The 24,588-nt window shown below is 37.5% G+C and carries 15 protein-coding genes, 2 tRNA genes and 2 rRNA genes; 7 read left to right on the plus strand and 12 right to left on the minus strand.

What is annotated here, in order from left to right; all coding sequences use genetic code 11:
• Nucleotides 1-17 precede the first annotated feature (17 nt).
• From FFWV33_RS07070 to FFWV33_RS07080, 3 genes are all read left to right on the plus strand, one after another.
• A 23S ribosomal RNA gene (locus FFWV33_RS07070) occupies nucleotides 18-2,905 on the plus strand.
• Nucleotides 2,906-3,055: 150 nt separating this feature from the next.
• Nucleotides 3,056-3,165 (plus strand): 5S ribosomal RNA (rrf, locus tag FFWV33_RS07075).
• Between the two features lie 187 nt (nucleotides 3,166-3,352).
• Nucleotides 3,353-3,438, plus strand: a tRNA-Leu gene (locus tag FFWV33_RS07080).
• 833 nt (nucleotides 3,439-4,271) lie between these two features.
• Here the strand turns inward: FFWV33_RS07080 and FFWV33_RS07085 are convergent.
• Nucleotides 4,272-4,853 carry a MiaE family protein gene (locus tag FFWV33_RS07085; protein WP_108740258.1) on the minus strand — a complete coding sequence of 194 codons (582 nt, stop codon included), beginning with the start codon at nucleotides 4,851-4,853 and terminating at the stop codon, nucleotides 4,272-4,274.
• A gap of 305 nt (nucleotides 4,854-5,158) precedes the next feature.
• On the opposite strand from FFWV33_RS07085, the gene FFWV33_RS07095 reads away from it, so the two are divergent.
• Nucleotides 5,159-6,397: a glycosyltransferase gene (locus FFWV33_RS07095; protein ID WP_108740260.1), complete on the plus strand. Its 1,239-nt coding sequence runs from the start codon at nucleotides 5,159-5,161 to the stop codon at nucleotides 6,395-6,397.
• A 52-nt stretch (nucleotides 6,398-6,449) separates the two neighbouring features.
• Entirely contained in the window at nucleotides 6,450-7,028 is a 579-nt protein-coding gene (locus FFWV33_RS07100; RefSeq protein ID WP_108740261.1) for a hypothetical protein, read from the plus strand.
• A gap of 247 nt (nucleotides 7,029-7,275) precedes the next feature.
• Here the strand turns inward: FFWV33_RS07100 and FFWV33_RS07105 are convergent, their stop codons facing one another.
• The 5 genes from FFWV33_RS07105 to porU all read right to left on the minus strand — a co-directional run bounded on the left by FFWV33_RS07105 (nucleotide 7,276) and on the right by porU (nucleotide 15,650).
• The gene (locus FFWV33_RS07105) at nucleotides 7,276-8,904 is read right to left on the minus strand and encodes a pyruvate dehydrogenase complex dihydrolipoamide acetyltransferase (RefSeq protein ID WP_108740262.1); all 1,629 of its coding nucleotides are present in this window, start codon (nucleotides 8,902-8,904) and stop codon (nucleotides 7,276-7,278) included.
• Between the two features lie 6 nt (nucleotides 8,905-8,910).
• Nucleotides 8,911-9,909 carry a pyruvate dehydrogenase (acetyl-transferring) E1 component subunit alpha gene (gene pdhA, locus FFWV33_RS07110; protein ID WP_108740263.1) on the minus strand — a complete coding sequence of 333 codons (999 nt, stop codon included), beginning with the start codon at nucleotides 9,907-9,909 and terminating at the stop codon, nucleotides 8,911-8,913.
• A 143-nt stretch (nucleotides 9,910-10,052) separates the two neighbouring features.
• Nucleotides 10,053-10,535 (minus strand): cytidine deaminase, encoded by a 483-nt coding sequence (gene cdd, locus FFWV33_RS07115; RefSeq protein ID WP_108740264.1) that lies wholly within the window; start codon nucleotides 10,533-10,535, stop codon nucleotides 10,053-10,055.
• Between the two features lie 75 nt (nucleotides 10,536-10,610).
• The gene (porV, locus tag FFWV33_RS07120) at nucleotides 10,611-11,768 is read right to left on the minus strand and encodes a type IX secretion system outer membrane channel protein PorV (RefSeq protein ID WP_108742487.1); all 1,158 of its coding nucleotides are present in this window, start codon (nucleotides 11,766-11,768) and stop codon (nucleotides 10,611-10,613) included.
• A gap of 39 nt (nucleotides 11,769-11,807) precedes the next feature.
• Nucleotides 11,808-15,650, minus strand: a complete 3,843-nt coding sequence (porU, locus tag FFWV33_RS07125) for a type IX secretion system sortase PorU (protein WP_108740265.1) — start codon at nucleotides 15,648-15,650, stop codon at nucleotides 11,808-11,810.
• Between the two features lie 206 nt (nucleotides 15,651-15,856).
• Between porU and gldJ the strand changes: the two genes are divergently transcribed.
• Together gldJ and FFWV33_RS07135 are read left to right on the plus strand one after the other, a co-directional pair.
• Nucleotides 15,857-17,533 (plus strand): gliding motility lipoprotein GldJ, encoded by a 1,677-nt coding sequence (gene gldJ / locus FFWV33_RS07130; protein ID WP_108740266.1) that lies wholly within the window; start codon nucleotides 15,857-15,859, stop codon nucleotides 17,531-17,533.
• A gap of 64 nt (nucleotides 17,534-17,597) precedes the next feature.
• Nucleotides 17,598-18,881, plus strand: coding sequence for a UDP-N-acetylmuramoyl-tripeptide--D-alanyl-D-alanine ligase (locus tag FFWV33_RS07135; RefSeq protein ID WP_108740267.1), 1,284 nt, complete (start codon nucleotides 17,598-17,600; stop codon nucleotides 18,879-18,881).
• Nucleotides 18,882-19,006: 125 nt separating this feature from the next.
• On the opposite strand, the gene FFWV33_RS07140 is transcribed toward FFWV33_RS07135, so the two are convergent.
• The 6 genes from FFWV33_RS07140 to FFWV33_RS07165 all read right to left on the minus strand — a co-directional run bounded on the left by FFWV33_RS07140 (nucleotide 19,007) and on the right by FFWV33_RS07165 (nucleotide 24,575).
• Nucleotides 19,007-19,081: transfer RNA gene (locus tag FFWV33_RS07140), tRNA-Val, on the minus strand.
• Nucleotides 19,082-19,167: 86 nt separating this feature from the next.
• Nucleotides 19,168-20,388, minus strand: coding sequence for a bifunctional folylpolyglutamate synthase/dihydrofolate synthase (locus FFWV33_RS07145; RefSeq protein ID WP_108740268.1), 1,221 nt, complete (start codon nucleotides 20,386-20,388; stop codon nucleotides 19,168-19,170).
• 598 nt (nucleotides 20,389-20,986) lie between these two features.
• Nucleotides 20,987-21,784 (minus strand): energy transducer TonB, encoded by a 798-nt coding sequence (locus FFWV33_RS07150; RefSeq protein ID WP_108740269.1) that lies wholly within the window; start codon nucleotides 21,782-21,784, stop codon nucleotides 20,987-20,989.
• Between the two features lie 32 nt (nucleotides 21,785-21,816).
• Complete coding sequence (locus FFWV33_RS07155; protein WP_108740270.1) at nucleotides 21,817-22,209, minus strand: ExbD/TolR family protein; 393 nt, start codon at nucleotides 22,207-22,209, stop codon at nucleotides 21,817-21,819.
• Between the two features lie 2 nt (nucleotides 22,210-22,211).
• Nucleotides 22,212-22,916, minus strand: a complete 705-nt coding sequence (locus FFWV33_RS07160) for a MotA/TolQ/ExbB proton channel family protein (protein ID WP_108740271.1) — start codon at nucleotides 22,914-22,916, stop codon at nucleotides 22,212-22,214.
• Between the two features lie 57 nt (nucleotides 22,917-22,973).
• A complete protein-coding gene (locus tag FFWV33_RS07165) occupies nucleotides 22,974-24,575 on the minus strand; it encodes a tetratricopeptide repeat protein (protein ID WP_108740272.1) in 1,602 nt (533 codons plus the stop codon).
• Between the last annotated feature and the right edge of the window lie 13 nt (nucleotides 24,576-24,588).

Here is a 24,588-nt window from a genome sequence, read left to right on the forward strand (position 1 = left end):
TAATTTTAAGATTGGTACAATAAGCAAAATAAGGGCGTATGGGGGATGCCTTGGCTCTCAGAGGCGATGAAAGGCGTGATAAGCTGCGAAAAGTTACGGGGACAAGCACACATTGATTGATCCGTAAATTCCTGAATGGGGCAACCCACTAGATTGAAGATCTAGTACACCGATAGGTGGGCAAACCCGCTGAACTGAAACATCTAAGTAGGCGGAGGAGAAGAAAACAAAAGTGATTCCGTAAGTAGTGGCGAGCGAACGCGGATTAGCCCAAACCAATGTTGTTACGGCAATGTTGGGGTTGTAGGACCACGACATTTCTTGCATGAAGAATTAGAATCTACTGGAAAGTAGGGCCAAAGAAGGTGATAGCCCTGTATAAGTAATGAATGTAAAGGATAGTGGTATCCTGAGTAGGGCGGGACACGAGAAATCCTGTCTGAATTTGGCGGGACCATCCGCTAAGGCTAAATACTCCTGAGAGACCGATAGTGAACCAGTACCGTGAGGGAAAGGTGAAAAGAACCGTGAATAACGGAGTGAAATAGATCCTGAAACCATACGCTTACAAGCGGTCGGAGCCCTTTAGTGGGGTGACGGCGTGCCTTTTGCATAATGAGCCTACGAGTTAACGTTGCTGGCAAGGTTAAGTGGTTAAGCCACGGATCCGTAGCGAAAGCGAGTCTGAATAGGGCGCTTTAGTCAGTAGTGTTAGACGCGAAACCGTGTGATCTACCCATGGACAGGTTGAAGCTTTGTTAACCCAAAGTGGAGGACCGAACCCGTTGACGTTGAAAAGTCTTGGGATGATCTGTGGGTAGGGGTGAAAGGCCAATCAAACTCGGAAATAGCTCGTACTCCCCGAAATGCATTTAGGTGCAGCGTTATGCGTAAAGTTATATAGAGGTAGAGCTACTGATTGGATGCGGGGGCTTCACCGCCTACCAATTCCTGACAAACTCCGAATGCTATATAATGTTTCATAACAGTGAGGGCTTGGGTGCTAAGGTCCAAGTCCGAGAGGGAAAGAACCCAGACCATCAGCTAAGGTCCCCAAATATATACTAAGTTGAAAGAACGAGGTTTGTCTGCATAGACAGCTAGGATGTTGGCTTGGAAGCAGCCATTCATTTAAAGAGTGCGTAACAGCTCACTAGTCGAGCGGACGAGCATGGATAATAATCGGGCATAAGTATATTACCGAAGCTATGGATTTACAATTTATTGTAAGTGGTAGGGGAGCATTCTCACAGGGTTGAAGGTGTATCGTAAGGTATTCTGGACCGGTGAGAAAAGAAAATGTAGGCATAAGTAACGATAATGCGGGCGAGAAACCCGCACACCGAAAGACTAAGGTTTCCACAGCTATGCTAATCAGCTGTGGGTTAGTCGGGACCTAAGGCGAACCCGAAAGGGACAGTCGATGGACAACGGGTTAATATTCCCGTACTACTGTTAACTGTGATGGGGTGACGGAGTGATGAAAGTGCCGCGAACTGACGGAATAGTTCGTTGAAGTACCTACCTATAAGGCCCGCAGGCAAATCCACGGGCTTTGGGGAAATACGATAGTACTCGGCGTCTTCGGACAAAGAGATAGTGCACCTAAGGGCTTCCAAGAAAAACCTCTAAACTTCAGGTTAATAGTACCCGTACCGCAAACCGACACAGGTAGTCGAGATGAGAATTCTAAGGTGCTCGAGAGATTCATGGCTAAGGAATTAGGCAAAATAGACCCGTAACTTCGGGAGAAGGGTCGCCAGCAGCAATGCTGGCCGCAGTGAAGAGGTCCAGGCGACTGTTTATCAAAAACACAGGGCTCTGCAAAATCGTAAGATGAAGTATAGGGCCTGACACCTGCCCGGTGCTGGAAGGTTAAGTGGAGATGTTATGGGTTTACTCAGAAGCATTGAAATGAAGCCCCAGTAAACGGCGGCCGTAACTATAACGGTCCTAAGGTAGCGAAATTCCTTGTCGGGTAAGTTCCGACCTGCACGAATGGTGTAACGATCTGGACACTGTCTCAGCCATGAGCTCGGTGAAATTGTAGTAACGGTGAAGATGCCGTTTACCCGCAGTGGGACGAAAAGACCCTGTGCACCTTTACTATAGCTTAGTATTGACCTTGGACAAATGATGTGTAGGATAGGTTGGAGACTGTGAAGTGGCGTCGCTAGGCGTTGTGGAGTCATTGTTGAAATACAACCCTTTGTTTGTCTGAGGCCTAACTCCGCGATGCGGAGGACATTGCTTGGTGGGTAGTTTGACTGGGGTGGTCGCCTCCAAAAGAGTAACGGAGGCTTCTAAAGGTTCCCTCAGTACGCTTGGTAACCGTGCGAAGAGTGCAATGGCATAAGGGAGCTTGACTGAGAGACATACAGGTCGATCAGGTACGAAAGTAGAGCATAGTGATCCGGTGGTTCCGCATGGAAGGGCCATCGCTCAAAGGATAAAAGGTACGCCGGGGATAACAGGCTGATCTCCCCCAAGAGCTCATATCGACGGGGGGGTTTGGCACCTCGATGTCGGCTCGTCACATCCTGGGGCTGGAGAAGGTCCCAAGGGTTGGGCTGTTCGCCCATTAAAGTGGCACGCGAGCTGGGTTCAGAACGTCGTGAGACAGTTCGGTCTCTATCTACTGTGGGCGCAAGAAATTTGAATGGATCTGATTCTAGTACGAGAGGACCGAATTGGACAAACCTCTAGTGTATCTGTTGTCACGCCAGTGGCACCGCAGAGTAGCTACGTTTGGAAGGGATAAGCGCTGAAAGCATATAAGCGCGAAACCCACCATAAGATGAGATTTCTTTTAAGGATCGTGGGAGATGACCACGTTGATAGGCTATAGATGTAAAGGCAGTAATGTCATAGTCGAGTAGTACTAATAATCCGTAAGCTTATGTACACCTTTTCCCGGCCCCTAACCCCTAAAGGGGAATAAAAGGTCGGGAAGAAACTTTCTAGTAATACAATTAAATTTTCTTTATCTCAGTATGTTAAGATATTATGTAATGTTGATTAGCAATTAGCTAGTTTACCCATTGCAAAACGACCTTAAGGTGGTTATTGCGGCGGGGCTCACCTCTTCCCATCCCGAACAGAGTAGTTAAGCCCGCCTGCGCAGATGGTACTGCAGTTATGTGGGAGAGTATGTCGTCGCCTTTCTTTAAAGAACCCTGATTCATTCGAATCAGGGTTTTTTGTTTTATAAGATAATGAAGTATTGCGGGAGCCCTCGCAATAGCTATCGGGACTAATCGGGGGTCCTCGCCTTTCTTTAGAGAACCCTGGTTCATCCGAATCAGTGTTTTTTGTTTTATAAGATATAAAAAATTACACTTTATTAATTCCAGCTCGGATGGTGAAATTGGTAGACACGCTGGACTTAAAATCCAGTGAACAGCAATGTTCGTGCGGGTTCAAGTCCCGCTCTGAGTACTAGAAACTCCAATTAGTCTTCGCTAATTGGAGTTTTTTTTGTTTTTATAAGGATCTTTAGTTTTGGAGTTAGTAGGTCATCAAATTCAATATAAAGCAAATAGTTTAGATAATGCATTAGGTTTAGGTTTAAAGAAGGTTTTAACTTGCTTTAAATGGATTTAATTTATGTTTATTACTTCGAGTTGGCTTTAAGTAGTTTTGGCTCGTTATATGTCGTGAAAGTAACAGCTAACTTTGTTTAGTTCGTGTGTTGTAGTTGATTCAAATATGATTGGTTTGTATTCTATATGTAGATGCTGTTAAACTGTATGTTGCTCTATTAGTATGAGTAAATTTGGTTTTTCTACTGTTCCTATTTAAAATTACATAAACGAGGGAGTATAATTATTTTCGCTAAACGTAAACCAAGAAAATCTTTTTCGTCATCGAATTCTAATATAGCTGTAGTTAAAGAGATTTAGTTGAATCATAGAATTATAATTTTAGTTCTCTCTATCATAGTAGTTTCTTCTCAATAGATACATTGACATAATAACATGTTCTAAACATTTCTATTTAGTTTTTTCACTTAGCAATCTTTTGATTAAGTGTTAGTAGCTTTCTGTATTATTTTGAGTAATGCTTTTTTATTGTGTCGGCTTTAGTTCACGTGTATCGCTGTTTCAGGATGGGAGATCATTATAAAAAAAAATCTCAGGTCATTAAATGACTTGAGACTTAATAAATTAATTTATGGTTATTCGCTCTTCAACATATTGAAAAAACGTATGTAGACTAAACTAGAGAATGCAGGTTAGTGGAAAATAAATGTTACGTTTGTTTTTAAAGTATTAGCCGTGTACTGTTTCACTTTTACCGTAGTTGGTAATGATTGAGGTCTCATATGTTATCCAATCTGCCCAACGTTGGTCTACATTAACGTTATCGGCATACTTTTTTGCAAATCCTAAAAAAGTGGTATAATGGCCTGCTTCACTTATCATTAAATCGCGGTAAAATTTAGCTAATTCTGGATCTTTTATATTTTCAGATAAAACTTTGAAGCGTTCGCATGAACGTGCTTCAATCATGGCAGAAAATAATAAACGCTCACACAAAGCATCATTTCTGCTTCCATCTTTTTTCATGAATTTAAAAAGTTCGTTCACATAACTGTCCTTGCGCTCGCGACCAAAAGTGAGTCCACGTTGCTTTATTAAGTCATGAACCATCTGAAAATGATCTAATTCTTCCTTGGCGATTATCATCAATTCAGTGACTAATTCTTCTTTTTCAGAGTTTTGAGTAATTAAACTTATGGCATTCGATGCTGCTTTTTGTTCACACCAGGCATGATCTGTTAATATTTCCTCTATATTCGATTCAACTATATTTACCCATCTTGGGTCTGTGGCCAATTTTAATCCTAACATCTGCTGTCTTTTTGTTTTTTACAAAATTAAGGTTTTCTTTTGAAATAAAAGGACTTCCTATTTTAATTGAAGTTTTCATGTTTTTGGCGTGCCCCTCCGTAAAAACTTCGGCTCGGGCTTTACGTTGCAATCTTTTTTGGGCAGAAAAAGCCCCAAAAAATGATTTTCTCTCGACGCTTCGTGATAATCCTTCACGGAAAATCAAGTTTATAATAACATTTTGTTCTATATTTAAAATTGGAGAATCAAGTTAATATGTATTTCAATACAATGAAATTTCATCAAAATACACTTATTTTGTAGTAATGGAAAAAGTCAATAAAATAGTTTTAATTATAGGGTCAGTTTGGCCAGAACCCAATTCTTCGGCTGCAGGATATAGAATGTTACATCTTATTTCTTGTTTTCAAGAGAAAGGCTATCATGTTATATTCTCGAGTCCTGCTATGGATAGTGATTTTATGGTTAGCCTAAAAGAATATAATGTTGAGAAACAGAACATCAAACTTAACTGCTCCTCTTTTGATGAATATATTTTGGTAATAAATCCTGCTATAGTCCTCTTCGATCGGTTCATGATGGAGGAGCAATTTGGCTGGCGAGTAGCCGAGAATTGTCCAAAAGCAGTTCGCATACTCGATACCGAAGATTTACATTGTTTGCGACTAGCTCGTCAAAAAGCATTTAAGGAAAGAAGACTTTTTGAAATTGAAGATTTACTGGAAGAAGAGGTTGCTAAGCGAGAAATAGCTAGTATCCTGCGATCTGATTTGTCTTTGATGATTTCCAAATTTGAAATTGAAATCTTGAAGTCACTTTTTAAAATTGATGATAAATTGCTGTTTTACCTTCCTTTTGTATTAAATATCAAGGATGAAGTTAATTTTATTCCATTCGAAAGAAGAAAAGATTACGTGTTTATTGGTAATTTTTTACATGAACCCAACTGGAATGCAGTACAATATCTAAAAGAAACCGTTTGGCCACTCATAAGGCAAAAGCAACCTAATGCGGAATTACATGTGTATGGTGCTTATCTCTCGCAAAAAGTATTGCAATTGCACCAACCTAAGCAAGGTTTTTTAATCAAAGGCCGTGCAGATAGTGCCGAAAAGGTTATATCAGAGGCTAGAGTTCTTTTGGCCCCTTTGCGATTTGGAGCAGGATTAAAAGGGAAGTTATTTGAGTCTATGCAGTACGGCACGCCTACGGTTACCTCTTCGATAGGAGCAGAGGCAATGCATGATAAATTGCCTTGGAATGGATTTGTAGCCGATATTGAAGAAGATTTTGCAAGGAAGGCTGTTGAACTCTATAACGATGAGAAAATATGGTTACAAGCTCAAAGGAATGGTGTTGCTATTTTGAAATCATGTTTTGATAGGGATACCGTCGAAACAAAATTTAAAGTAGCTGTTTCGTTTTTAATTGAGAATAGAGAAAAGCATAGGAAATCTAACTTTTATGGAATTCTTCTGCAACATCATAGTTTGAACAGTACAAAATACATGTCAAGATGGATTGAAGAAAAAAATAAAAAATAGTAATTTATTGTAAGTTAATTCTATTTTTGCAGTTTAATATTAAAATCTTTCTATGAGAAAAATTACTTTTGGTTTGTTGCTTCTTTTATGTGGTATCGCCGCTAGTGCACAAGAGATCAGTGTTGAAGAAAAAATGTACGGTGTCGAGCTTGGGATTGTAAAAGCAGATGTCTTTTATGAGTTCAAATTGGATAGAAAGTGGGTATTGCGTACCGAATTAGCTGCGGAATTAGGTAGTTATAGTTATTTTGATTGGGATGGTGGGATTACCGACGGAACTATTATACCGGTAAGTGTAGTTGTTGAGCCACGATTTTATTACGGGATCGATAGAAGAAATCGTTTAGGTAGAAATATTGCACATAATAGTTCAAATTTTTTCTCATTAAAAACTTCTTTTTCTGCTAATCGTATACCACTTTATAAAACTGAGGATAATAGTAGAATTGCTAATAATATACTTGCTATTCCAACTTTTGGAATTAGACGTAGCTTTGCTAAGAATTTTAGTTACGAGTTTGCTTTTGGTCTTGGTTTAAAATATAATATTTACAGTAAATCGCAAAGCTGCAATTGTGATCACTTAAATAATTATGCTGATATTCAAGCTAAAATTGGATATAATTTCTAAACATATATTATTTTAGTTTCTGAATGAAATCGCCCTAAATTAGCCTCGATTGAATCGGCATTATTGTTGGGGCAACTCTCGACCCTTCTGGTTGCCTACATAAGATACAGGGTCGTGAATCGTCGTTAGGGAACCCAACTACCTTAGGAAAACAAATCTTTTGCTCCTGATTTTGATCAAATTATAAAATACAAAACCCCGTTAAGTCTAGACCTAACGGGGTTTGTTTATTGTAATAACTCAGTAGTTATGCAAGCATTGTAACTGGGTTTTCAATGAATTGTTTTAATGTTTGTAAGAACTGTGCTCCAGTTGCTCCATCGATTGTACGGTGGTCACAAGCTAGTGAAAGCATCATAGTGTTTCCTACTACAATTTGTCCGTTTTTAACAATTGGTTTTTCAACAATTGCTCCAACAGAAAGGATTGCAGAGTTTGGTTGGTTGATGATTGAATTGAATTCAGTAATACCAAACATGCCTAAGTTAGAAACAGTAAAAGTACTTCCTTCCATTTCAGCAGGTCCTAGTTTTTTGTTTTTAGCTCTTCCAGCAAGATCTCTTACACTAGCACCAATTTGAGATAAACTCATAGCATCTGTGAATTTCAAAACAGGAACAACCAATCCGTCTTCTACAGCTACAGCAACACCAATATTTACGTGGTGATTGATTGTAATTGCATCAGCAGACCATTGAGAGTTGATTTTTGGATGTTTTTTCAATGCCAAAGCACAAGCTTTGATTATCATATCGTTGAAAGATACTTTTGTATCAGGAACGCTATTGATAGTAGCTCTAGATTTCATCGCATCGTCCATAGTCACTTCTATTACTAAGTTGTAATGAGGTGCTGTGAATAATGATTCAGCCAAACGTTTCGCAATGATTTTACGCATTTGCGAGTTTTTAATTTCTTCGGTAACTACTTCTCCAGCAGGTACGAATAATTTTGGTGCAGCAGCAGCAGGAGCATCAGATTTTGCAGCAGCAGCTGGTACGGCAGCAGCAGGAGTAAAGTTTTCGATATCGCTTTTTACGATACGTCCATTTTCACCTGAACCTTTAACTTGTGCTAAATTAACACCTTTATCACTTGCAATTTTCTTAGCAAGAGGAGAAGCAAAAATTCTTCCACCATCAGTTGTAACTGTAGCAGCAGGCTCTTGAGCTTGTGCAGCAGGTGCAGCGGCAGCAGGTTTAGCCTCCTCAGTTGCAGCAGCAGGAGCAGATCCTCCAGCACTGAAACCTTGCGCAATTCCTGAAATATCAGTTCCTGCAGGTCCGATAATAGCTAATAAGCTATCAATTGGAGCAGAATTCCCTTCTTCAATTCCGATATATAAAAGAGTTCCTTCATTGAAAGACTCAAATTCCATTGTTGCTTTGTCTGTTTCGATTTCAGCAAGGATATCACCTTCGGCAATAACGTCACCTACTTTTTTCAACCAAGTTGCTACAGTACCTTCGGTCATAGTATCACTCAATCGAGGCATTGTTACAACGATAACACCAGCTGGTAAAGCAGCAGGAGCTGTAGTAGCTTTAGTTTCAGTTGGTTTTGCAGCTTCTTCTTTAGATGGAGCAGAAGCTTCAGCAACAGGAGCGTCACCAGATAAAAGTGCAGAAATATCTTCACCTTCTTCACCAATGATTGCTAATAAAGAATCAATTGGAGCTGTTTCTCCTTCAGGAATTCCGATATATAAAAGAGTACCTTCGTTGAAAGACTCAAATTCCATTGTTGCTTTGTCAGTTTCAATTTCAGCTAGGATATCACCTTCACTTATTTTATCACCAACTTTTTTAAGCCAAGTCGCTACCGTTCCTTCCGTCATAGTATCGCTTAAACGAGGCATTGTTACTTTAATTGCCATATTTTTTTATAATTTATGAGGTAAAAATGGATAATCTTCTTGTGCGTACACTACATCGTACAGCTGTTGAACTTCAGGGTAAGGAGAGTTTTCTGCAAAGTCAACACATTCTTGTACTTTATCTTTTACTCTTTGTTCAATTGCTGCGATAACTTCATCCGTAGCATATTTTTTATCCTTGATTACATCTAATATTTGTGTAATTGGATCGATCTTCTTGTATTCTTCCACTTCTTCTTTAGAACGATACAATTGTGCATCAGACATTGAATGTCCTCTGTAACGGTATGTTTTCATTTCTAAGAAAGTTGGTCCATCACCACGACGCGCTCTATCAATAGCTTCGGTCATTGCTTCGGCAACTTTAACTGGGTTCATTCCGTCAACTGGTCCACAAGGCATTTCGTACCCTAAACCTAATTTCCAGATATCAGTGTGGTTTGCAGATCTCTCTACGGAAGTTCCCATTGCATAACCGTTGTTTTCAACGATAAAAACTACAGGTAATTTCCACAACATAGCCATGTTAAAGGATTCATGAAGAGATCCTTGACGAGCAGCTCCATCACCAAAATAAGTCATGGTTACTCCGCCAGTATTATTGTATTTGTCTCCAAAAGCTAAACCAGCTCCTACAGGGATTTGTCCACCTACGATACCGTGTCCACCATAAAAACGGTGCTCTTTTGAGAAAATGTGCATTGATCCTCCCATACCTTTAGAAGTACCAGTAACTTTCCCCATTAGTTCAGCCATTACTCTTCTTGGGTCAACACCCATTCCGATTGGTTGTACGTGGTTTCTATATGCGGTAATCATTTTGTCTTTAGTTAAATCCATTGCATGTAGTGCACCTGCTAAAACTGCTTCTTGACCATTGTACAAGTGTAGAAAACCTCTAACTTTTTGTTGAATGTATAATGCCGCAAGTTTGTCCTCAAACTTTCTCCAAAGTAGCATGTCTTCGTACCACTTCAAATAAACCTCTTTTGTAACTTCTTTCATCTAGATTATTCTTTTGCTAAAGTTTTTATTGTATTGTCAACCGTGATCTTATCGCAAAATAGTATAATGGTACAAAATTGCGAATTGCAAAAATAGAACATTACAGTTAAGAACTAAAATTTTAACGGTCATTTTTAGTATTATTACAACATGTTTTTGTTAAATAATAATGGGAGCAGGTTTTTTAACGATTCTGATTTGTAAATATCGCCTGATTCTCCGGTAAAATATATTTCGATATCGGTATTCTGTCTTATCTCATATTCTGCAATTGCTTGTCTGCATGACCCGCATGGTGGTATAGGTGTTGTTGTCTTATTGTGGTCTGATGCTGCAGTAATTACGATAGTTTTAATAACTGCGTCTGGGTACAAAGCACCTGCTTGATAAATGGCAACACGTTCTGCGCAAAGTCCTGATGGATAAGCTGCGTTTTCTTGATTAGAACCTAGTATAACTTTTCCGTTATCTAATAATATAGCAGCGCCAACTCTGAAGTTTGAGTAAGGTGCATAGGCTTTTTTTCGAATTGAAATCGCTTGTTCAAGTAGTTCTTGTATTTTTTCAGGAGTTTCCTCTTTGTTTTCGTATACTGTAAATTCTGTATTGTGGTTTATTTTTTTCATAATTGAAAGATATAAAAAAAATCCAAATTTCACATTTAAGAAATTTGGATTTTTAGGGTATAAATTTTTATTGGTCTAGTACTCGTCGTAATGATCACCAAAATTAAGTGTCAATGAAAAACGAAGTGTGTTTTCTAGTGGATTCTTTATTTTAGAAGCAGAGAATAAGTAAGAAACATCAATTTTTACGGTAGTGTATTTGAAGCCAGCTCCAAGAGAAAAATACTTTCTGTTTCCTTTCAATGCACTCTCGTTAAAATAACCCATTCTTAATGCAAACGAATCTTGGTATGTATATTCAGCACCTGCTGCGTAGGTCACCTCTTTCACTTCTTCGCTAAAACCACCTGGAGCATCACCAAATGATTTGAATATTCCAGAAGTCCATCCAATTTTTTGGTAATCTTCTGTCTTTTGAGTAGTTTCTGCTGCAGTATCAGTACTAAGGTATTGCGGTGTAGGTACCAATAATTTGTTGAACTCTACATTTAAAGCTACCTTATTATAGTCGTCTAAAATAAAATCAAAACCACCACCGACTTTTAAGTTTGCTGGTAAAAAATTTGAGCTAATGTTATCATTGTCGTAGCTAATTTTTGGTCCTAAATTTTGGATATTAAAACCTGCTCTCCATCTTCCGTTAAAATCGTTGTATGCCATTTCTTCAGATTGATAAAAACCTGCGATATCGATAGCAAAAGTATTTGCTGCCGAAGCATCATTATTTGCATCTGCTACTTTTAATGCCGAGCGAATGTAACGACCAGCAACTGCCATAGAGAAAGTTTCACTTAATTTAAGAGAGTAAGAACCGTCTAAAGCTAATTCGCTAGGAGATACTTTTCGAGTAACTTCGTTTGCGTCTCCAGTTTGGCGCAATTCAATTTCTCCAAAACTAAAATAACGTAAACTAGTTGCAAAGGCAGAACGTTCGTTTATTCTGTTATAATATGTTAACTGTCCAAGTGCAATATCATTTGCGAGGTCTGTTAAGTAAGGCGTGTAACTTAGTGATACACCTTGTTGTTCAGTTGCAAACGCGTACTTAGCGGGATTCCATTGTTGTGAAAATGCATCGGTAGACGTAGCGACTCCAATGTCTGCCATACCTGCGGCTCTTGCATCTGCAGATACCATTAAGAAAGGAACTCCTGTTGTTATTACTCTGTTTTCTTGAGCTTTTCCATTCCAAAATGCGAATAGGCAGCTAGTAAAAAGTATTAGTTTTTTCATTTTTAACATAAAAATTTATTTAACAAATATAGTATTTTATTAAAGGATTACAAGTTTTTCTATTTTTACAGCTTTTTTGTTTGTTAAACTTGATTTTACTGTTAATTTATAAACATAAACTCCTTTTCCTATTCGATTCCCAAAATCGTCCTTTCCATCCCAAGTTATTTCTTTCGATAAAAAACCATCAGTTGTGATCAGTTGATTTTTGGTCCAAACTACTTTTCCGGTAACGGTATAGACTTGTACTTGTACTTCTAGTGGTTCAAATGGTCGGTTGTGTGTAAACCAAAATTCGGTATAATTCACAAAAGGATTCGGGTAGTTAAGAACGTTTGTAAGCGTTATGCTTTCATCTCCAACCACAAGAAACTGAATTTCTATACTAGTTGGATTGTTGTACACATCCCAAGCCTTGAACGTAAGAGTGTGTAATCCAGGGGCAATGTTACGCAATGGGTAACGAACGGATCCCTTGGTGTAATCATCTAAATTGGTTTGATAGTAATCGTTCAAGATAAATGGATTGCTTTCGTCTACATCTAGGACGGCAGTAATATCATGACCAATTCCGCTAGCGGTGTTGATACCGTTTTCGTCTTCAAGTATTGCTACTATAAAAGGAGACGAGTTGGTGATACCGCCAGATACAAACGTTTCATCGTTCATATATAACTTAACAATTGGGTTAATATTGTCTTCGGGTGCATTTTCATTCACTCCACCAATTTTTATTTTCGTATTTTGCCCTGATTTGTCCTCCAGAGCCTTGTCTTTTGTAGTGTAAAAACTAATTTTCCCATTATCCAGCGGAATACGAATGTCTCTTGGTACAATAAAACTGAATTCAAATTGTCCATTGGTAACTGTAGCATTTCCTCTAAAAATGGACTCTCCCAGCATATTAAAGTCAATAATGGGGCTGTTTCCGTCATTGTTGAGTGTTTTTCGAATAATTGTTTTATCAAAAATTTGGGTAAATACTTCTCCGTTATAGTCTGATATAAGGTTGTTGCTTTCGTCAACCACCTCACCTGTGAGTTTTATTTTTGATAATGATTTAAAATCGTCAATGGGTTGACTAACTGGTACATCGTTTACTTTTGTAAGTTGAATGGTTGGTTTTGGTATGGCAAGCATTAGAGCAGGGTCACCTATGTAAAAGACAACGTTTGAGGAAGAGCTAGGGGTGCTGTTTTTTGCCAATCGCAACGCCTCGGCTATGGTTGGGTATTGGTTTGAATCATAGGCCAAAAGAAACTTAAAGAGTGTGTCATTAAAGTTCTCTGCAGTTGTTTGTGCGATTGATCGAATGGTAGTTAGCATGGCAATTGCTCCACCTTTCGGATTCCAATAAACAAACTCACCAGCTGTAGGTTTGTTTGGATTGTCAAAACGAGAGAAGTCGCATGTTATGGTTACAAATAATGGATACTTATATTGATTGCTCAAATTTTGTCCATCCGATTTTTCCCAAATTCGCTCTGATGATAAGCCGTCTTCACCTCCGTGGCCTAAATAATTAACTATAAGCGACCCTTTTTCGAAAGCATTGAACAAGTCGGTACGTGCTTTTGGATATCGATTTCCTCCTGCAGAAGTTTCTTGTGAATAGGAATCAAGTAAGATTTTGTCTGCATTCAGAAAAGGTTTCTTGGTACTTACAAGATCGGCTAATGTATTTTGTCTGGTTTGTAAGGTAGCGTCAGAAGCACGATCAGAATCATCAGCAATCATAATAAAGTTGTTGCGCCAACTTCCGTAAGATTGGGCATTGTAATATTCTACAACTTTATTGACCATTTCGTCTGCTTGTTGGGCGTCCGCAATAAGCATGCGCCCCACAGTTATGTCGATACCTCCAAAAAAGTTAGTAATATTTCCTTCGTTACTATCCATTAAACCGTAAAAGTCATCTGATGCAAAAGATGATTCTCCAACCGTGTTTCCTCTTAAAGCATGATAAATCGGAACTACATTGCTGTTTAATGTTGATTTTGTTTTATAGTCGTAAGAGGCATCACCAAATAAGTTGATGTATTTTAATTTTTTATCTGTTGATGATGCATTTTGGTATATGTATTTGATGCAGTTGCGAATACCTGCAATATCTTGTTTCCCTGATGAAAATTCATTGTAGATACTTTCTAGCGAAAGAACTTTAGTCGTAAGTTTTGAATTTAGACGATGAAACGCAGCTAATTTTTCGGCTTGATTTACTAGAGAAGCGGTTGTGATAATAAGGTAGTCAATGTCTTGAAATGCACCTTGGTCAGACTTTAAAATGGTTCCTTTTATATTTTGATTACTCACTTTTGTGCTGTTATCTTTTAGGGGTGTGAAGTAATCATTAGGATTGACTGTTGTGTATTTTCGAACTTCACCCAAAGAAGCTTTGAAGGTGAAATTATCTAGATTGCTGTTGGTAAATGCCGTCACGTTATACAAGTCTGTAATATCCCAAACTTGAGCAATGTTTTTTGCGTTGGATATCGTATATGATCCAACTCCCAAGGTTGAAGCAGCTGCGTTATATTGAAATTTGAACTGTTTGTCGGTTCCTTTTAGGTTTCTCTTTGCTGCAACTTGAATGTAATCCAGATAGCCTTTTGATCCCGCTACGCTATTGTTGTTAAAAGTCAGCTTAATTTTAATCGTTTCAGCTCCGGAAACAGAATAGGAGTTGGTGCTGAATGTATATTTTAAATCTGAATTGCTAAGAGAAAGAGGGGTGAGATTAATTGTACCCGCAGGAACTTCATTGGTTTGGACAGTAAAGGATGTCGATGTATAGGCGGCTGCAGAAACTGAAGTTTTAACTATCGCAGGGCTAGACGTGTCTATGTTAGGAAAACTAAATTCAAATTCTTGAACATTTTTTATTTCGAATGATTCTCCAAACCATTGACGACCAACATTGGCGATATTAACGAGGTCAACTTCATGAAACTGTATATCATCAAAACTCGTGATTGCTACTGTTGATGATCCGGTGGGTTGGATGTTTTCAGGGATACGTTTTCCGTCGGTTCCTTGTACATTAATATAGTAGAACGATTTATTTTCGAAAATATTTATAAATGTTTGACTCTCGTCATTCCAAGTGTCTGTTCCTTCTCCGAAAAATAAGATGAAATCATTATTGTCAAATTTACCATCCGCTTCACCAGAAACTTGAATAGCATTTTCGGTAAGGTCATTTGGATAAAATGTTTGGTTAGATAAAGGTAGCATTCGCCCTCCGTTTCCAAATATTTTTATTTTTTTCGGATCTAAATTATTGGTAGAAATACCTAATTGCTGTAAGAAAATTTTATCTATTTTGTATACTCCTGATTTTTCGATGTAAAAGCGATACCAATCACCTGTAGCTAGAACGCTGTTTGTGATGGCATTTGTTGCCGCTGAACGACTAGTAAGTTTACTCGTATTAGTATTGTTATTTTGTATCGAAAGGGAATAGGTAAGAGAAATTATTTTTCTGTAGCCAGTTCCATCATTTATTAAAGGTGAAAAGCTAATAAAAGATTGGGTAATGTCTCTGGAATATGTAGTTTGTAGGGTAGGGTTTGGTTTATTTGAAACATTTTTAAGGTCTAATTGACCCAAATCTTCTTGCGATATATTTTGGTAAATAATATTCGTAAGTTGAATACTATTTTCGTCATAAATATAGTTTTCAGGCAGAGCAAATGTATAACCAAGCGTTCTGTCAGTGTAGTTGAATCTAAAGTTCTCTCCCGTAAACTGCGGAATATTTAGTTTCACCTCTCCATAATTCATTTCTGTTTTGTCAATCCATTGAATGGCAATCGTGCCCGTGGTTTGAGAATGAGAAACAAATGCAGTGAAAAGAAGGAATAAAAAAAGTAATTTTTTCATTTAACACTAAATTTAGATTATTTTAGTAATAATAATGGGTAAAAATAAATCAATTAATGTGAAAATAAATAATAAATAGTATATTTTTGCGTTAGATTCGTAGATTAAATTGGAATTCTGAGTTTTAAATTTTTTTTTCAATGGTGTTGTGGGTTAATGGTTAATTATTATATTGCACACTTTAAATTATTACCTTAAAAAAGAGTATGAAAGTAGTAAAAAATAACGTATTACATTTTGTTTTGTCATTATCACTAGTGGTAGTTGGTTTCTCTAGCTGTAGTAAAAAATCTAGTTCTAGCGGTGCTTCAAGAGCTACGGGATGGAATGTGAGTGGCAAAAAAGCAGGAAGTAGTAAAGTGCAAACAGCCGGTCCAGGATTGGTTTTTGTTGAAGGTGGAACTTTTACAATGGGTAAAGTTCAGGATGACGTTATGCACGACTGGAATAATACACCTACACAACAACACGTTCAGTCCTTTTATATGGATGAGACAGAGGTTACCAATTTCATGTACTTAGAGTATTTGGATTGGGTTAAGAAGGTTTTTCCTCCTACAGAAGAGAGTTACAAGCACATATATACAGGTGTTTCACCAGATACATTGGTTTGGAGAAATAGATTAGGATATAATGAAACAATGACTAACAACTATTTGAGACACCCTGCTTATGCTAACTACCCTGTAGTTGGTGTGAATTGGATTCAAGCTGTTGAGTTTAGTAAATGGAGAACTGATCGTGTCAACGAAGCAATTTTGGAAAAAAATGGTTACTTGAAAAAGAACGCCAAAACAGATGAAGTTGATGGAGAGAGCTTGTTTAGTACTGAAACGTACATCAATTCACCAAGTTCTACTTATGGAGGTAAAAATGAAGAAATTGCATTAAAGAAAGATAAAGGTAGAAAAGTTTCTTCGAAATCTAAGACACCTACAACTGCTACAAACGTATATGCGCAACGTAGTTCAGGTATTATTTTGCCAGAATATCGTTTGCCTACTGAGGCAGAATGGGAATATGCAGCAGCAGCCGATGTTGGACAAAGAGAATACAATATATATAAAGGTCAAAAGAAATATCCTTGGTCTGGAAGTTATACACGTTCGGGCAAAAGACAAACAAAAGGAGATCAATTAGCCAACTTCAAACAAGGTAATGGAGATTACGGTGGAATTGCAGGTTGGTCAGATGATGGTGCAGATATCACTAATGCTGTTAAACAATATCCAGCTAATGATTTTGGATTGTATGACATGGCAGGTAACGTTGCAGAATGGGTTGCCGATGTCTATAGACCTATTGTAGATAATGAAGCAAATGACTTCAACTATTTTAGAGGGAATATGTATACCAAGAATAAAATTGGTGAAGACGGTAAAGTTGCTATTGTAACTAAAGAAACCATCAAATACGACACATTAAGTAATGGTAAAATTATTTCAAGAAATTTCCCAGGACAAATTGCTCAAGTTCCAGTTGATGAACAAGAGACTTATTTGAGACAAAATTTCGATAAAAGTAATAACATCAACTATCGTGATGGTGATAAGCAATCAAGTATTTATTACAACTTTGGAGCTTCTGAATCAGCTGAAACCAAAGACGGAAAAAAAATGTACAACTCACCTAAGCACAATGTTACAACAGATAGTTTAGGAAAGATGCAAAGAAAGTATGATAAGTCTAGTAAGAGAACAACGTTGGTAAACGACGAAGTTAGAGTTTACAAAGGTGGTTCATGGAGAGATAGAGCATACTGGTTGGATCCTGCACAAAGAAGATACTTTCCGCAAGATATGGCAACAGATTTTATCGGATTTAGATGTGCAATGTCTAGAGTTGGTCCAAAATCAGACAAAAAGAAATCAGCGAGAAATTAAATTATAATATATACACAGTAAAAGCCCTTTCATTAGGGCTTTTTCTTTTTAACACTCATTTGAAATGGATATTAGTGCTATTCACAATTTATTTTTAAAATGCAACTCGGTGTCTATAGATACGCGTAAAATAGAGTCTAACTCTATGTTTGTTGCAATAAAAGGAGATCGCTTTGATGCGAATACTTTTGCTAAAGAAGCGCTTGCAAAAGGGGCTGCTTATGTTGTAATTGATAATCAAGATTTTTATATTGATGAGAGGACTATTGTGGTTCAAGATAGTTTGACTACGCTGCAGCAGTTGGCGCAATTTCATAGGAAGTTTTTGAATTTGCCTATTGTGGCTCTTACGGGCAGTAATGGTAAGACAACGACTAAGGAATTGATTCATGTAGTTTTGGCTCAAAAGTACAATACGAAGGCAACGGTGGGTAACTTAAATAATCATATTGGTGTTCCGTTAACTTTGCTTTCGTTTACTAAAGAAACGGAAATAGGTATAGTAGAAATGGGAGCAAATCATCAAAAAGAAATTGCTTTTTTATGTGAGCTAGCTACGCCGAACTTTGGATATATCACCAATTTTGGTAAAGCACACCTTGAAGGTTTTGGAGGTGTAGAAGGAGTGATTAAAGGAAAAAGTGAAATGTATCAGTATTTGGAGAATAGCAAAGGACTGGCTTTTGTAAATCTAGAAGATGCTATTCAGGTTGAAAAAACGAAAAATATTGAACGTTTTTCATTTGGTCCTGAAAAAGGAAAAGCAAATGTTGTAATCCATACTGAAAAGGCAGATCCTTTTGTTAGGGTGAGTTATAATGGTTTGGATGTTAAAAGTAATTTAATAGGCCTTTATAATGCTAATAATCTAAATGCGGCAATAACTATCGGAACTTATTTTAAGGTTGAAGATACTGCTATTAAGGCAGGATTGGAAGGGTATGTACCGGAGAACAACAGGTCGCAAATGATTACTAAAGATGATAAGCAGATAATCCTTGACGCTTACAACGCTAACCCGAGTAGTATGGCTGTTGCTATTGAGAATTTTATGCAGTTGGAAGGTTCGCGTAAGGTTATGGTTTTGGGTGACATGTTTGAACTAGGGGAAGAGAGTTTGTATGAGCATAGGGCAATTGTAGATTCTGAGGTGATCAAAGAGGAAGTTTTTTGCTTTTTTGTTGGCGAAGCTTTTTTTAAACATCAAAAAGAGCAGGCTAATTTTAAGTTCTTTAAAAGCTATGATGATTTTGCTGCTTATTGTAAAGCTGTTGCGCTAGAAGGAGAGCTGTTTTTGATCAAGGGGTCTAGAGGAATGGCATTGGAGCGCACGCTTGAGTTGTTGTAATGCTATTGTCTATAAAAAGAAAGAAGCCGTATCAATAGTTTGATGCGGCTTTTTTTATGAACTGTTGGATTGGCTTTTCTGAATTTTGAGCAAAAAAAAACTCCAACATTTCTGTTGAAGTTTTGTGGGCGATGAGGGGTTCGAACCCCCGACCCCCTCGGTGTAAACGAGGTGCTCTGAACCAGCTGAGCTAATCGCCCTATTTTATTAGGCTGCTATCATTTTGTGATTGCGAGTGCAAATATAAGACTCTTTTTTGAATGCGCAACTATAAAATGAAAAAAAATTAAATTATTTCTGCTACGACAAATGTACTGCCTCCAATATAAATGAAGTCCTGAAGGTTTGCAGCTAACTTAGCGGCTTCGTAAGCTTTTGGTATAGAAGTGTATGCGTTTCCGTTTAAACCAAATTCTGTTGCTTTTTGGTGAAGTAGATCCACTGGAAGTCCTCTTGGATTATCTGGTTTTGAAAAGTAATAAATAGCATTTTTCGGTAGTAGAGGTAGAATTGCTTCTAGGTTTTTGTCATTGACTACTCCAAAAACTATGTGTAGGGTATTGAATTTTTCTTTTTTAATTTGGTTGAAAACAATTGATAGACCTTCTTTATTGTGTGCAGTGTCGCAAATCGTTTTTGGATTTGCTTCCAGCTGTTGCCATCGTCCTAATAGTCCAGTGTTTTTTACAGTATTAGCCAAACCGGAGATACAGTTTTCTTCCTTGATTTTTAGAATTCCTAAATCGTTTAAAACGGCAATTGTTTTTAAAACGGTTTTCTTATTGTGGAGCTGGTAATCTCCTAATAAGTCTGAAGGATATACATCAGCTACCTCTTCAGATGCAAAGTAAATTGGTGCGTTGCAGTCCGATGCTTTTTGAATAAAAACAGGCTTAGTTTCAGAAGTATACTCCCCGATGATTACAGGAATAGTTGGTTTTATTATTCCGGCTTTTTCAGCAGCAACGAGTTCAAGGGTGTTGCCTAAAAATTGCGTGTGATCTAAACCGATATTGGTGATTACAGATACTAATGGTGTGATTATATTGGTAGCATCCAATCTACCGCCCATGCCGACCTCGATGATGGCAAAATCTACCTTTTCGGCTGCAAAATATTCAAATGCTAGTCCAACACTCATTTCGAAAAAACTAATGTCGTGGCTTTCTAAAAAAGGTTTGTTTTTCGATATAAAACTGCAAACAAAATCTTCGCTAATTTCTTGCCCGTTTATTTTGATGCGTTCGCGGTAATCTCTAAGGTGCGGGGAAGTGTAGAGTCCGATTTTGTATCCAGCCTCTTGCAAGATAGATGCTAGCATGTGTGATGTCGATCCTTTGCCATTTGTGCCCGCTACATGTATGCACTTAAGGGTATTATGTGGGTTGCCTAGGTGCGCAATGAGTTCCAATGTGTTTTGCAAGTCTTCTTTGTAAGCAGTTGCTCCCTGTGTTTGATACATGGGTAACTGATTAAACATCCACTGGGTTGTTTCTTGGTAATTCATTGATTGTAATTTTGAATTCAAAAGTACGATTTCTTTTGGTGGTGCTCAAATTCAATTTCAGGAAATAGATGCGAAATTTTTGGGCGTGCTACATTGAGGAAAGTACGTTAGGGTTTTCGTTCCTGCTTTTTTTATTTGGAGAAAAACCGAAAAAAAAAAGCTTCACTGTAAATGAAGTTCACTGAATTCCTATGAAAAATAAATGTAAACTGAGTTAATCCTTTACGCAAAGTAGCATGACGATTCAGTTTGTGATACTAAACGTGAATAAGTTTTGTTTAGCATTTTTTATTTTTAGGATTCGGGTAATTTTCTCGATTTACTGTGTCGCTATGAAAGTATCTCCCGTTTGTCGAGCAATTTTGCTGAGATGATTTTAAAGTGACAAATTGTTGTGAGTGGTATTTGTTGAATAAGAAAGAATTCGTATCACTCCAGAGGTTTGCGTGAGAGATAGAAATGAAAAGCCCGCAGACAAGTGCAGCGGTAGCGGAACTTGTTGAGGACTTGTAATGGATAGCTCGACAGCAATACAAAAGGCTAAGCGGTTGCTAAATTGGCCTTTTGTATTGGTGGCACGCCCTAATTATTTTTGAAATTATTCTCCTAGTTTGAAATTGACAGTAATGAAACCAACTTGCGTTTCGGGTGCGTTACTGTCTGGTTGCCATCTGTATTTGCGAGCTGTTGCTAGTGCAGGCTCAATAAGGCAGGGGTTAGTGTTTGTGGTTCCTTTTGTGTATTTGGCGGCGATAACGTTTCCACTTCTATTTACCGTAATCTGTACGACTACGGTTCCAGATTCGTTGCATTTTTGTACCACTGATCCTCTTGAACTGATGCTTCGACCATTAAGTCCCCATCCGCTTCCGTTACCCGATCCAGATCCCGAACCGTAGTATGAGTTAGCGTAGGGATCGCCATTAATGCTTCCTTTGTCACCTGCTTTATTGTCATTTCCTTCGCCTCCTTTGGCTTTTCCATCTGATTTTGGACCGTTGATTAAGCTCGAAAGGGCATCAGTCGTACTTTTGGAAGGTTTTGGACTTTCTTTTGCTTTGGGTTTTACTTCTGCTTCAGCTGTTTGTTTGGTCGGCTGCGCTTTTTTTGCCGTTTTCATTACCGGTGCATCTTCTACGTCTTGAGAAAGTACTTCTTCTACCTTTGATGCGGCAGGTTGCGCTGCAGTTGGCTGTGGCGCCGATTGAATAGCTTCTGTAGGTTGCACTTTTCCGTTACCAAATTCTGTCGTCCCAAAATTAATTGCGATTCCGTTTTCTGGTGGAGGATCGAGTGAGGTTAGTCCTAAATAGAAGAATAGCACTAGCAATATCGCAAAAATAATCGCGGTGATTGCAAATGATTTTTTTTCTTCTTCTGTTTCTAGATATTTCATTTAGTATAAATCTGTGTCAATAACGCGTAGCCTTATTTAGGACGTACGGCCAAAACGACTTTTATTTGATTTCTGTTTGCAATGTCCAAAACATTTACTGCTTTTTCTATTGGCACACCTTCTTCGGCACGAAGTATAATTGCTTTTTCTTTATCAGCACCCAAGATTCCTAATAAACGGGTTTCTAGTTCTGCTTCTGGAACGGGTTCTTTGTCAATAAAAAATTCTAATTTTTTGTTGATGCTTACTGCAATATTTTTGTTGCTATCGGTTTTTCCTTTTGCTTTTGGCAAGACCAAATCTAGTGCGTTGGTGGTTACCATGGTGGATGTAAGCATGAAAAATATCAACAACAAGAAAACAATATCAGTCATGGATGACATGTTGAATTCGGCGCTTACTTTGTTTCTTCCTCTAATGTTCATAATTATGCGGGGTCATTTAATAAGTCCAAGAAGTCTACAGCATTTGCTTCCATTTGGTGTACAATTTTGTCTGTTTTTACAATAAGGTGATTGTATCCAATGAAGGCAATAAGTCCTACTACAAGTCCCACTACTGTTGTTGTCATTGCCGTATAAATTCCTTCTGAAAGTGCTCCAACTTCAATTTGTCCTCCGGCAGTTGCCATTTTGTGAAACGCTTGAATCATACCCACTACGGTACCAAGGAAACCAGTCATTGGTCCTGCTCCTGATATAGTGGCTAGCATACTAACATTTTTTTCAAGTTTGTAAATCTCCAATTTTCCTGCGTTTTCAATTGCAGTATTGATATCGTCTAAAGGTTTTCCAATTCTCGAAATTCCTTTTTCGATCAATCGAGCCACGGGTGATTTCGAGTGTGCACAAGTCATTTTTGCGTTATCTATCCGTCCGTTACGAATATTGTCTCTAATTTGACTCATGAAACCATTATCCATTTTAGAAGCTTCGTTAATTGCCATTAACCTCTCAAAGTAGAGATATAGTGCAACAAATAGCATTAAGAATAAGGCAGTCATGATGATTTGTCCTGCAAGTCCTCCGCTTGTTAGTAACTCTATGATAGACAGTGTTTTTTCTACTGGAACCGCTTCGGCTAAATTTTCATTTGCAACAGATAAAGTGTCTGCTTGTAACAATAAACTCATATTGATTTTTCTTTTTTTATTGAAACGCTAAGATATTATAAAAATTGTAAGTGATGGTCAAAAATTTAGAATGTATTCGTTTAAGTTAGCATCTAGATCTAGACCCATTTTTTTACGGAGTCTGTTTCTACTTTTTTTAACACTATCGTTTGATATTCCAAGGATTGTGGCGATTTCTTTATTTTTTAAATTTAGTTTAAGGCATAAAAAAAGTCGCTCTTCACCAGCTGTAATTTTAGGGTATTGGTCGCGTACTTTTTTGATGTAATTAGGATAAGCATTTTCGAAATACGTTTTAAACGTGGACCAATCGGAATCGGTTAGGATTTTTTTATTCAAAAAAGTTTCTGATGATTGCTCTTCTGTGGAGTCCAATTTGTCTTCTGATTTTTGTTGTAGTGCCGTTCTGTTTTTTTCGATCAATAAAGCGGTGACTTCATTAAGGGCGGCAATTTTTGTTTCCAGTTGGTACTGCGTTTCTTTTTTTTGCTTTTTTAATAATAAGGTGATAGTGGCAATAGCGATGAACGAAATGGATAGCGCCAATAATAATAGGATAATGCGACGTTCAGACTCATGTAGCTTAATTTGGCTGTCCTTAATGATGTTTTCTTTTTTTTCGTTTAAGAATTGTTTTTCTAGGTCAGACATCTTTTCGTTGACTTCATTTCCCTCTATTTCGTCTTTTAATTCATAGTGTTTAATGTAATATTCAATAGCTTTTTGGTATTTGCCCCAAGACTCATACAGGACCGCTTGTGTGAGAAAGTTTTGAACTTGCCTGTCTTTCCAATTATTATTTTTGTTTTGAATTTCGAGCTTTTTGAACAAGATTTCTGCTTTGTCATATTGTTCCATTTCGGTCCAAATAATCGCTTTGTTATTCTGGTACATACTTTCAATGTATGGATCTTTCAACTCTCTGATTATAGAAATTGCAATTTCGATATATTTTAAACCAGCTTTTTGGTCATTTTGATAGCATTTTAGGTTGCTGTAATTATTGTATGCTTGTGCAATTTGCTCTTTATCGGCAAATTTAGGCATCATCTTTTCTGCTCGGGCAAAGTATTTTTCTGCTTCAGGATAATTATCTACTTCGCCGTAGGTAGCACTTATTTGCTCTAGAATTTCTGCCATATACAAGCTGTCCTTGGCAATTGTTGCTTTGTCGTAAGCCAATAAGTATTCTTTGAGTGCCGCTTTTGAGTTGCTTTTTATATCGAATACCAATGCTTTTCGAATATGATAGGCGGCTTGCCAGTCAGGGCGATTGTATTTCGAAATTAAAACTTCTGCTTTTAGTAAATAATCATTGGTGGCAAGATATTCACTGCTGTTGTAGTGGTCTGCAAACAAAAAAAAGTAACCATATAATTGGTGTAATTCGTTTTTTGAGGCTATAGCATTTTTGAGATAGGCTTCATGAATTTTTATTTTTTGACTCGCACTAAGAGCCGATTTTTTTGGGATGGGATCCTCTTTCATCATTTCTCTTTTGAAAAAAGGTTGCGCATTTGCACTTGAAATGAATAAAACTAAAAAAAGAAGGTAGAAATATTTAATCAATTGTTTGTTAGTTAGTTGTGTTATTTTTTTGGTATTGTCACCCTTTTTGTCACCATGCAAAAATAGTCTAAAACTGATGAAAGTGTACATTTGTGTAAATAAA

Origin of the sequence: Flavobacterium faecale, assembly GCF_003076455.1 — a bacterium.
GTDB lineage: Bacteria > Bacteroidota > Bacteroidia > Flavobacteriales > Flavobacteriaceae > Flavobacterium > Flavobacterium faecale.

What these genes read in the sequence shown, in the direction of transcription:
- FFWV33_RS07085 (WP_108740258.1), bottom strand. Translation starts at nt 4,853, where the DNA reads ATGTTAGGATTAAAATTGGCCACAGACCCAAGATGGGTAAATATAGTT.
- FFWV33_RS07095 (WP_108740260.1), top strand. Translation starts at nt 5,159, where the DNA reads ATGGAAAAAGTCAATAAAATAGTTTTAATTATAGGGTCAGTTTGGCCA.
- FFWV33_RS07100 (WP_108740261.1), top strand. Translation starts at nt 6,450, where the DNA reads ATGAGAAAAATTACTTTTGGTTTGTTGCTTCTTTTATGTGGTATCGCC.
- FFWV33_RS07105 (WP_108740262.1), bottom strand. Translation starts at nt 8,904, where the DNA reads ATGGCAATTAAAGTAACAATGCCTCGTTTAAGCGATACTATGACGGAA.
- pdhA (WP_108740263.1), bottom strand. Translation starts at nt 9,909, where the DNA reads ATGAAAGAAGTTACAAAAGAGGTTTATTTGAAGTGGTACGAAGACATG.
- cdd (WP_108740264.1), bottom strand. Translation starts at nt 10,535, where the DNA reads ATGAAAAAAATAAACCACAATACAGAATTTACAGTATACGAAAACAAA.
- porV (WP_108742487.1), bottom strand. Translation starts at nt 11,768, where the DNA reads ATGAAAAAACTAATACTTTTTACTAGCTGCCTATTCGCATTTTGGAAT.
- porU (WP_108740265.1), bottom strand. Translation starts at nt 15,650, where the DNA reads ATGAAAAAATTACTTTTTTTATTCCTTCTTTTCACTGCATTTGTTTCT.
- gldJ (WP_108740266.1), top strand. Translation starts at nt 15,857, where the DNA reads ATGAAAGTAGTAAAAAATAACGTATTACATTTTGTTTTGTCATTATCA.
- FFWV33_RS07135 (WP_108740267.1), top strand. Translation starts at nt 17,598, where the DNA reads ATGGATATTAGTGCTATTCACAATTTATTTTTAAAATGCAACTCGGTG.
- FFWV33_RS07145 (WP_108740268.1), bottom strand. Translation starts at nt 20,388, where the DNA reads ATGAATTACCAAGAAACAACCCAGTGGATGTTTAATCAGTTACCCATG.
- FFWV33_RS07150 (WP_108740269.1), bottom strand. Translation starts at nt 21,784, where the DNA reads ATGAAATATCTAGAAACAGAAGAAGAAAAAAAATCATTTGCAATCACC.
- FFWV33_RS07155 (WP_108740270.1), bottom strand. Translation starts at nt 22,209, where the DNA reads ATGAACATTAGAGGAAGAAACAAAGTAAGCGCCGAATTCAACATGTCA.
- FFWV33_RS07160 (WP_108740271.1), bottom strand. Translation starts at nt 22,916, where the DNA reads ATGAGTTTATTGTTACAAGCAGACACTTTATCTGTTGCAAATGAAAAT.
- FFWV33_RS07165 (WP_108740272.1), bottom strand. Translation starts at nt 24,575, where the DNA reads ATGTACACTTTCATCAGTTTTAGACTATTTTTGCATGGTGACAAAAAG.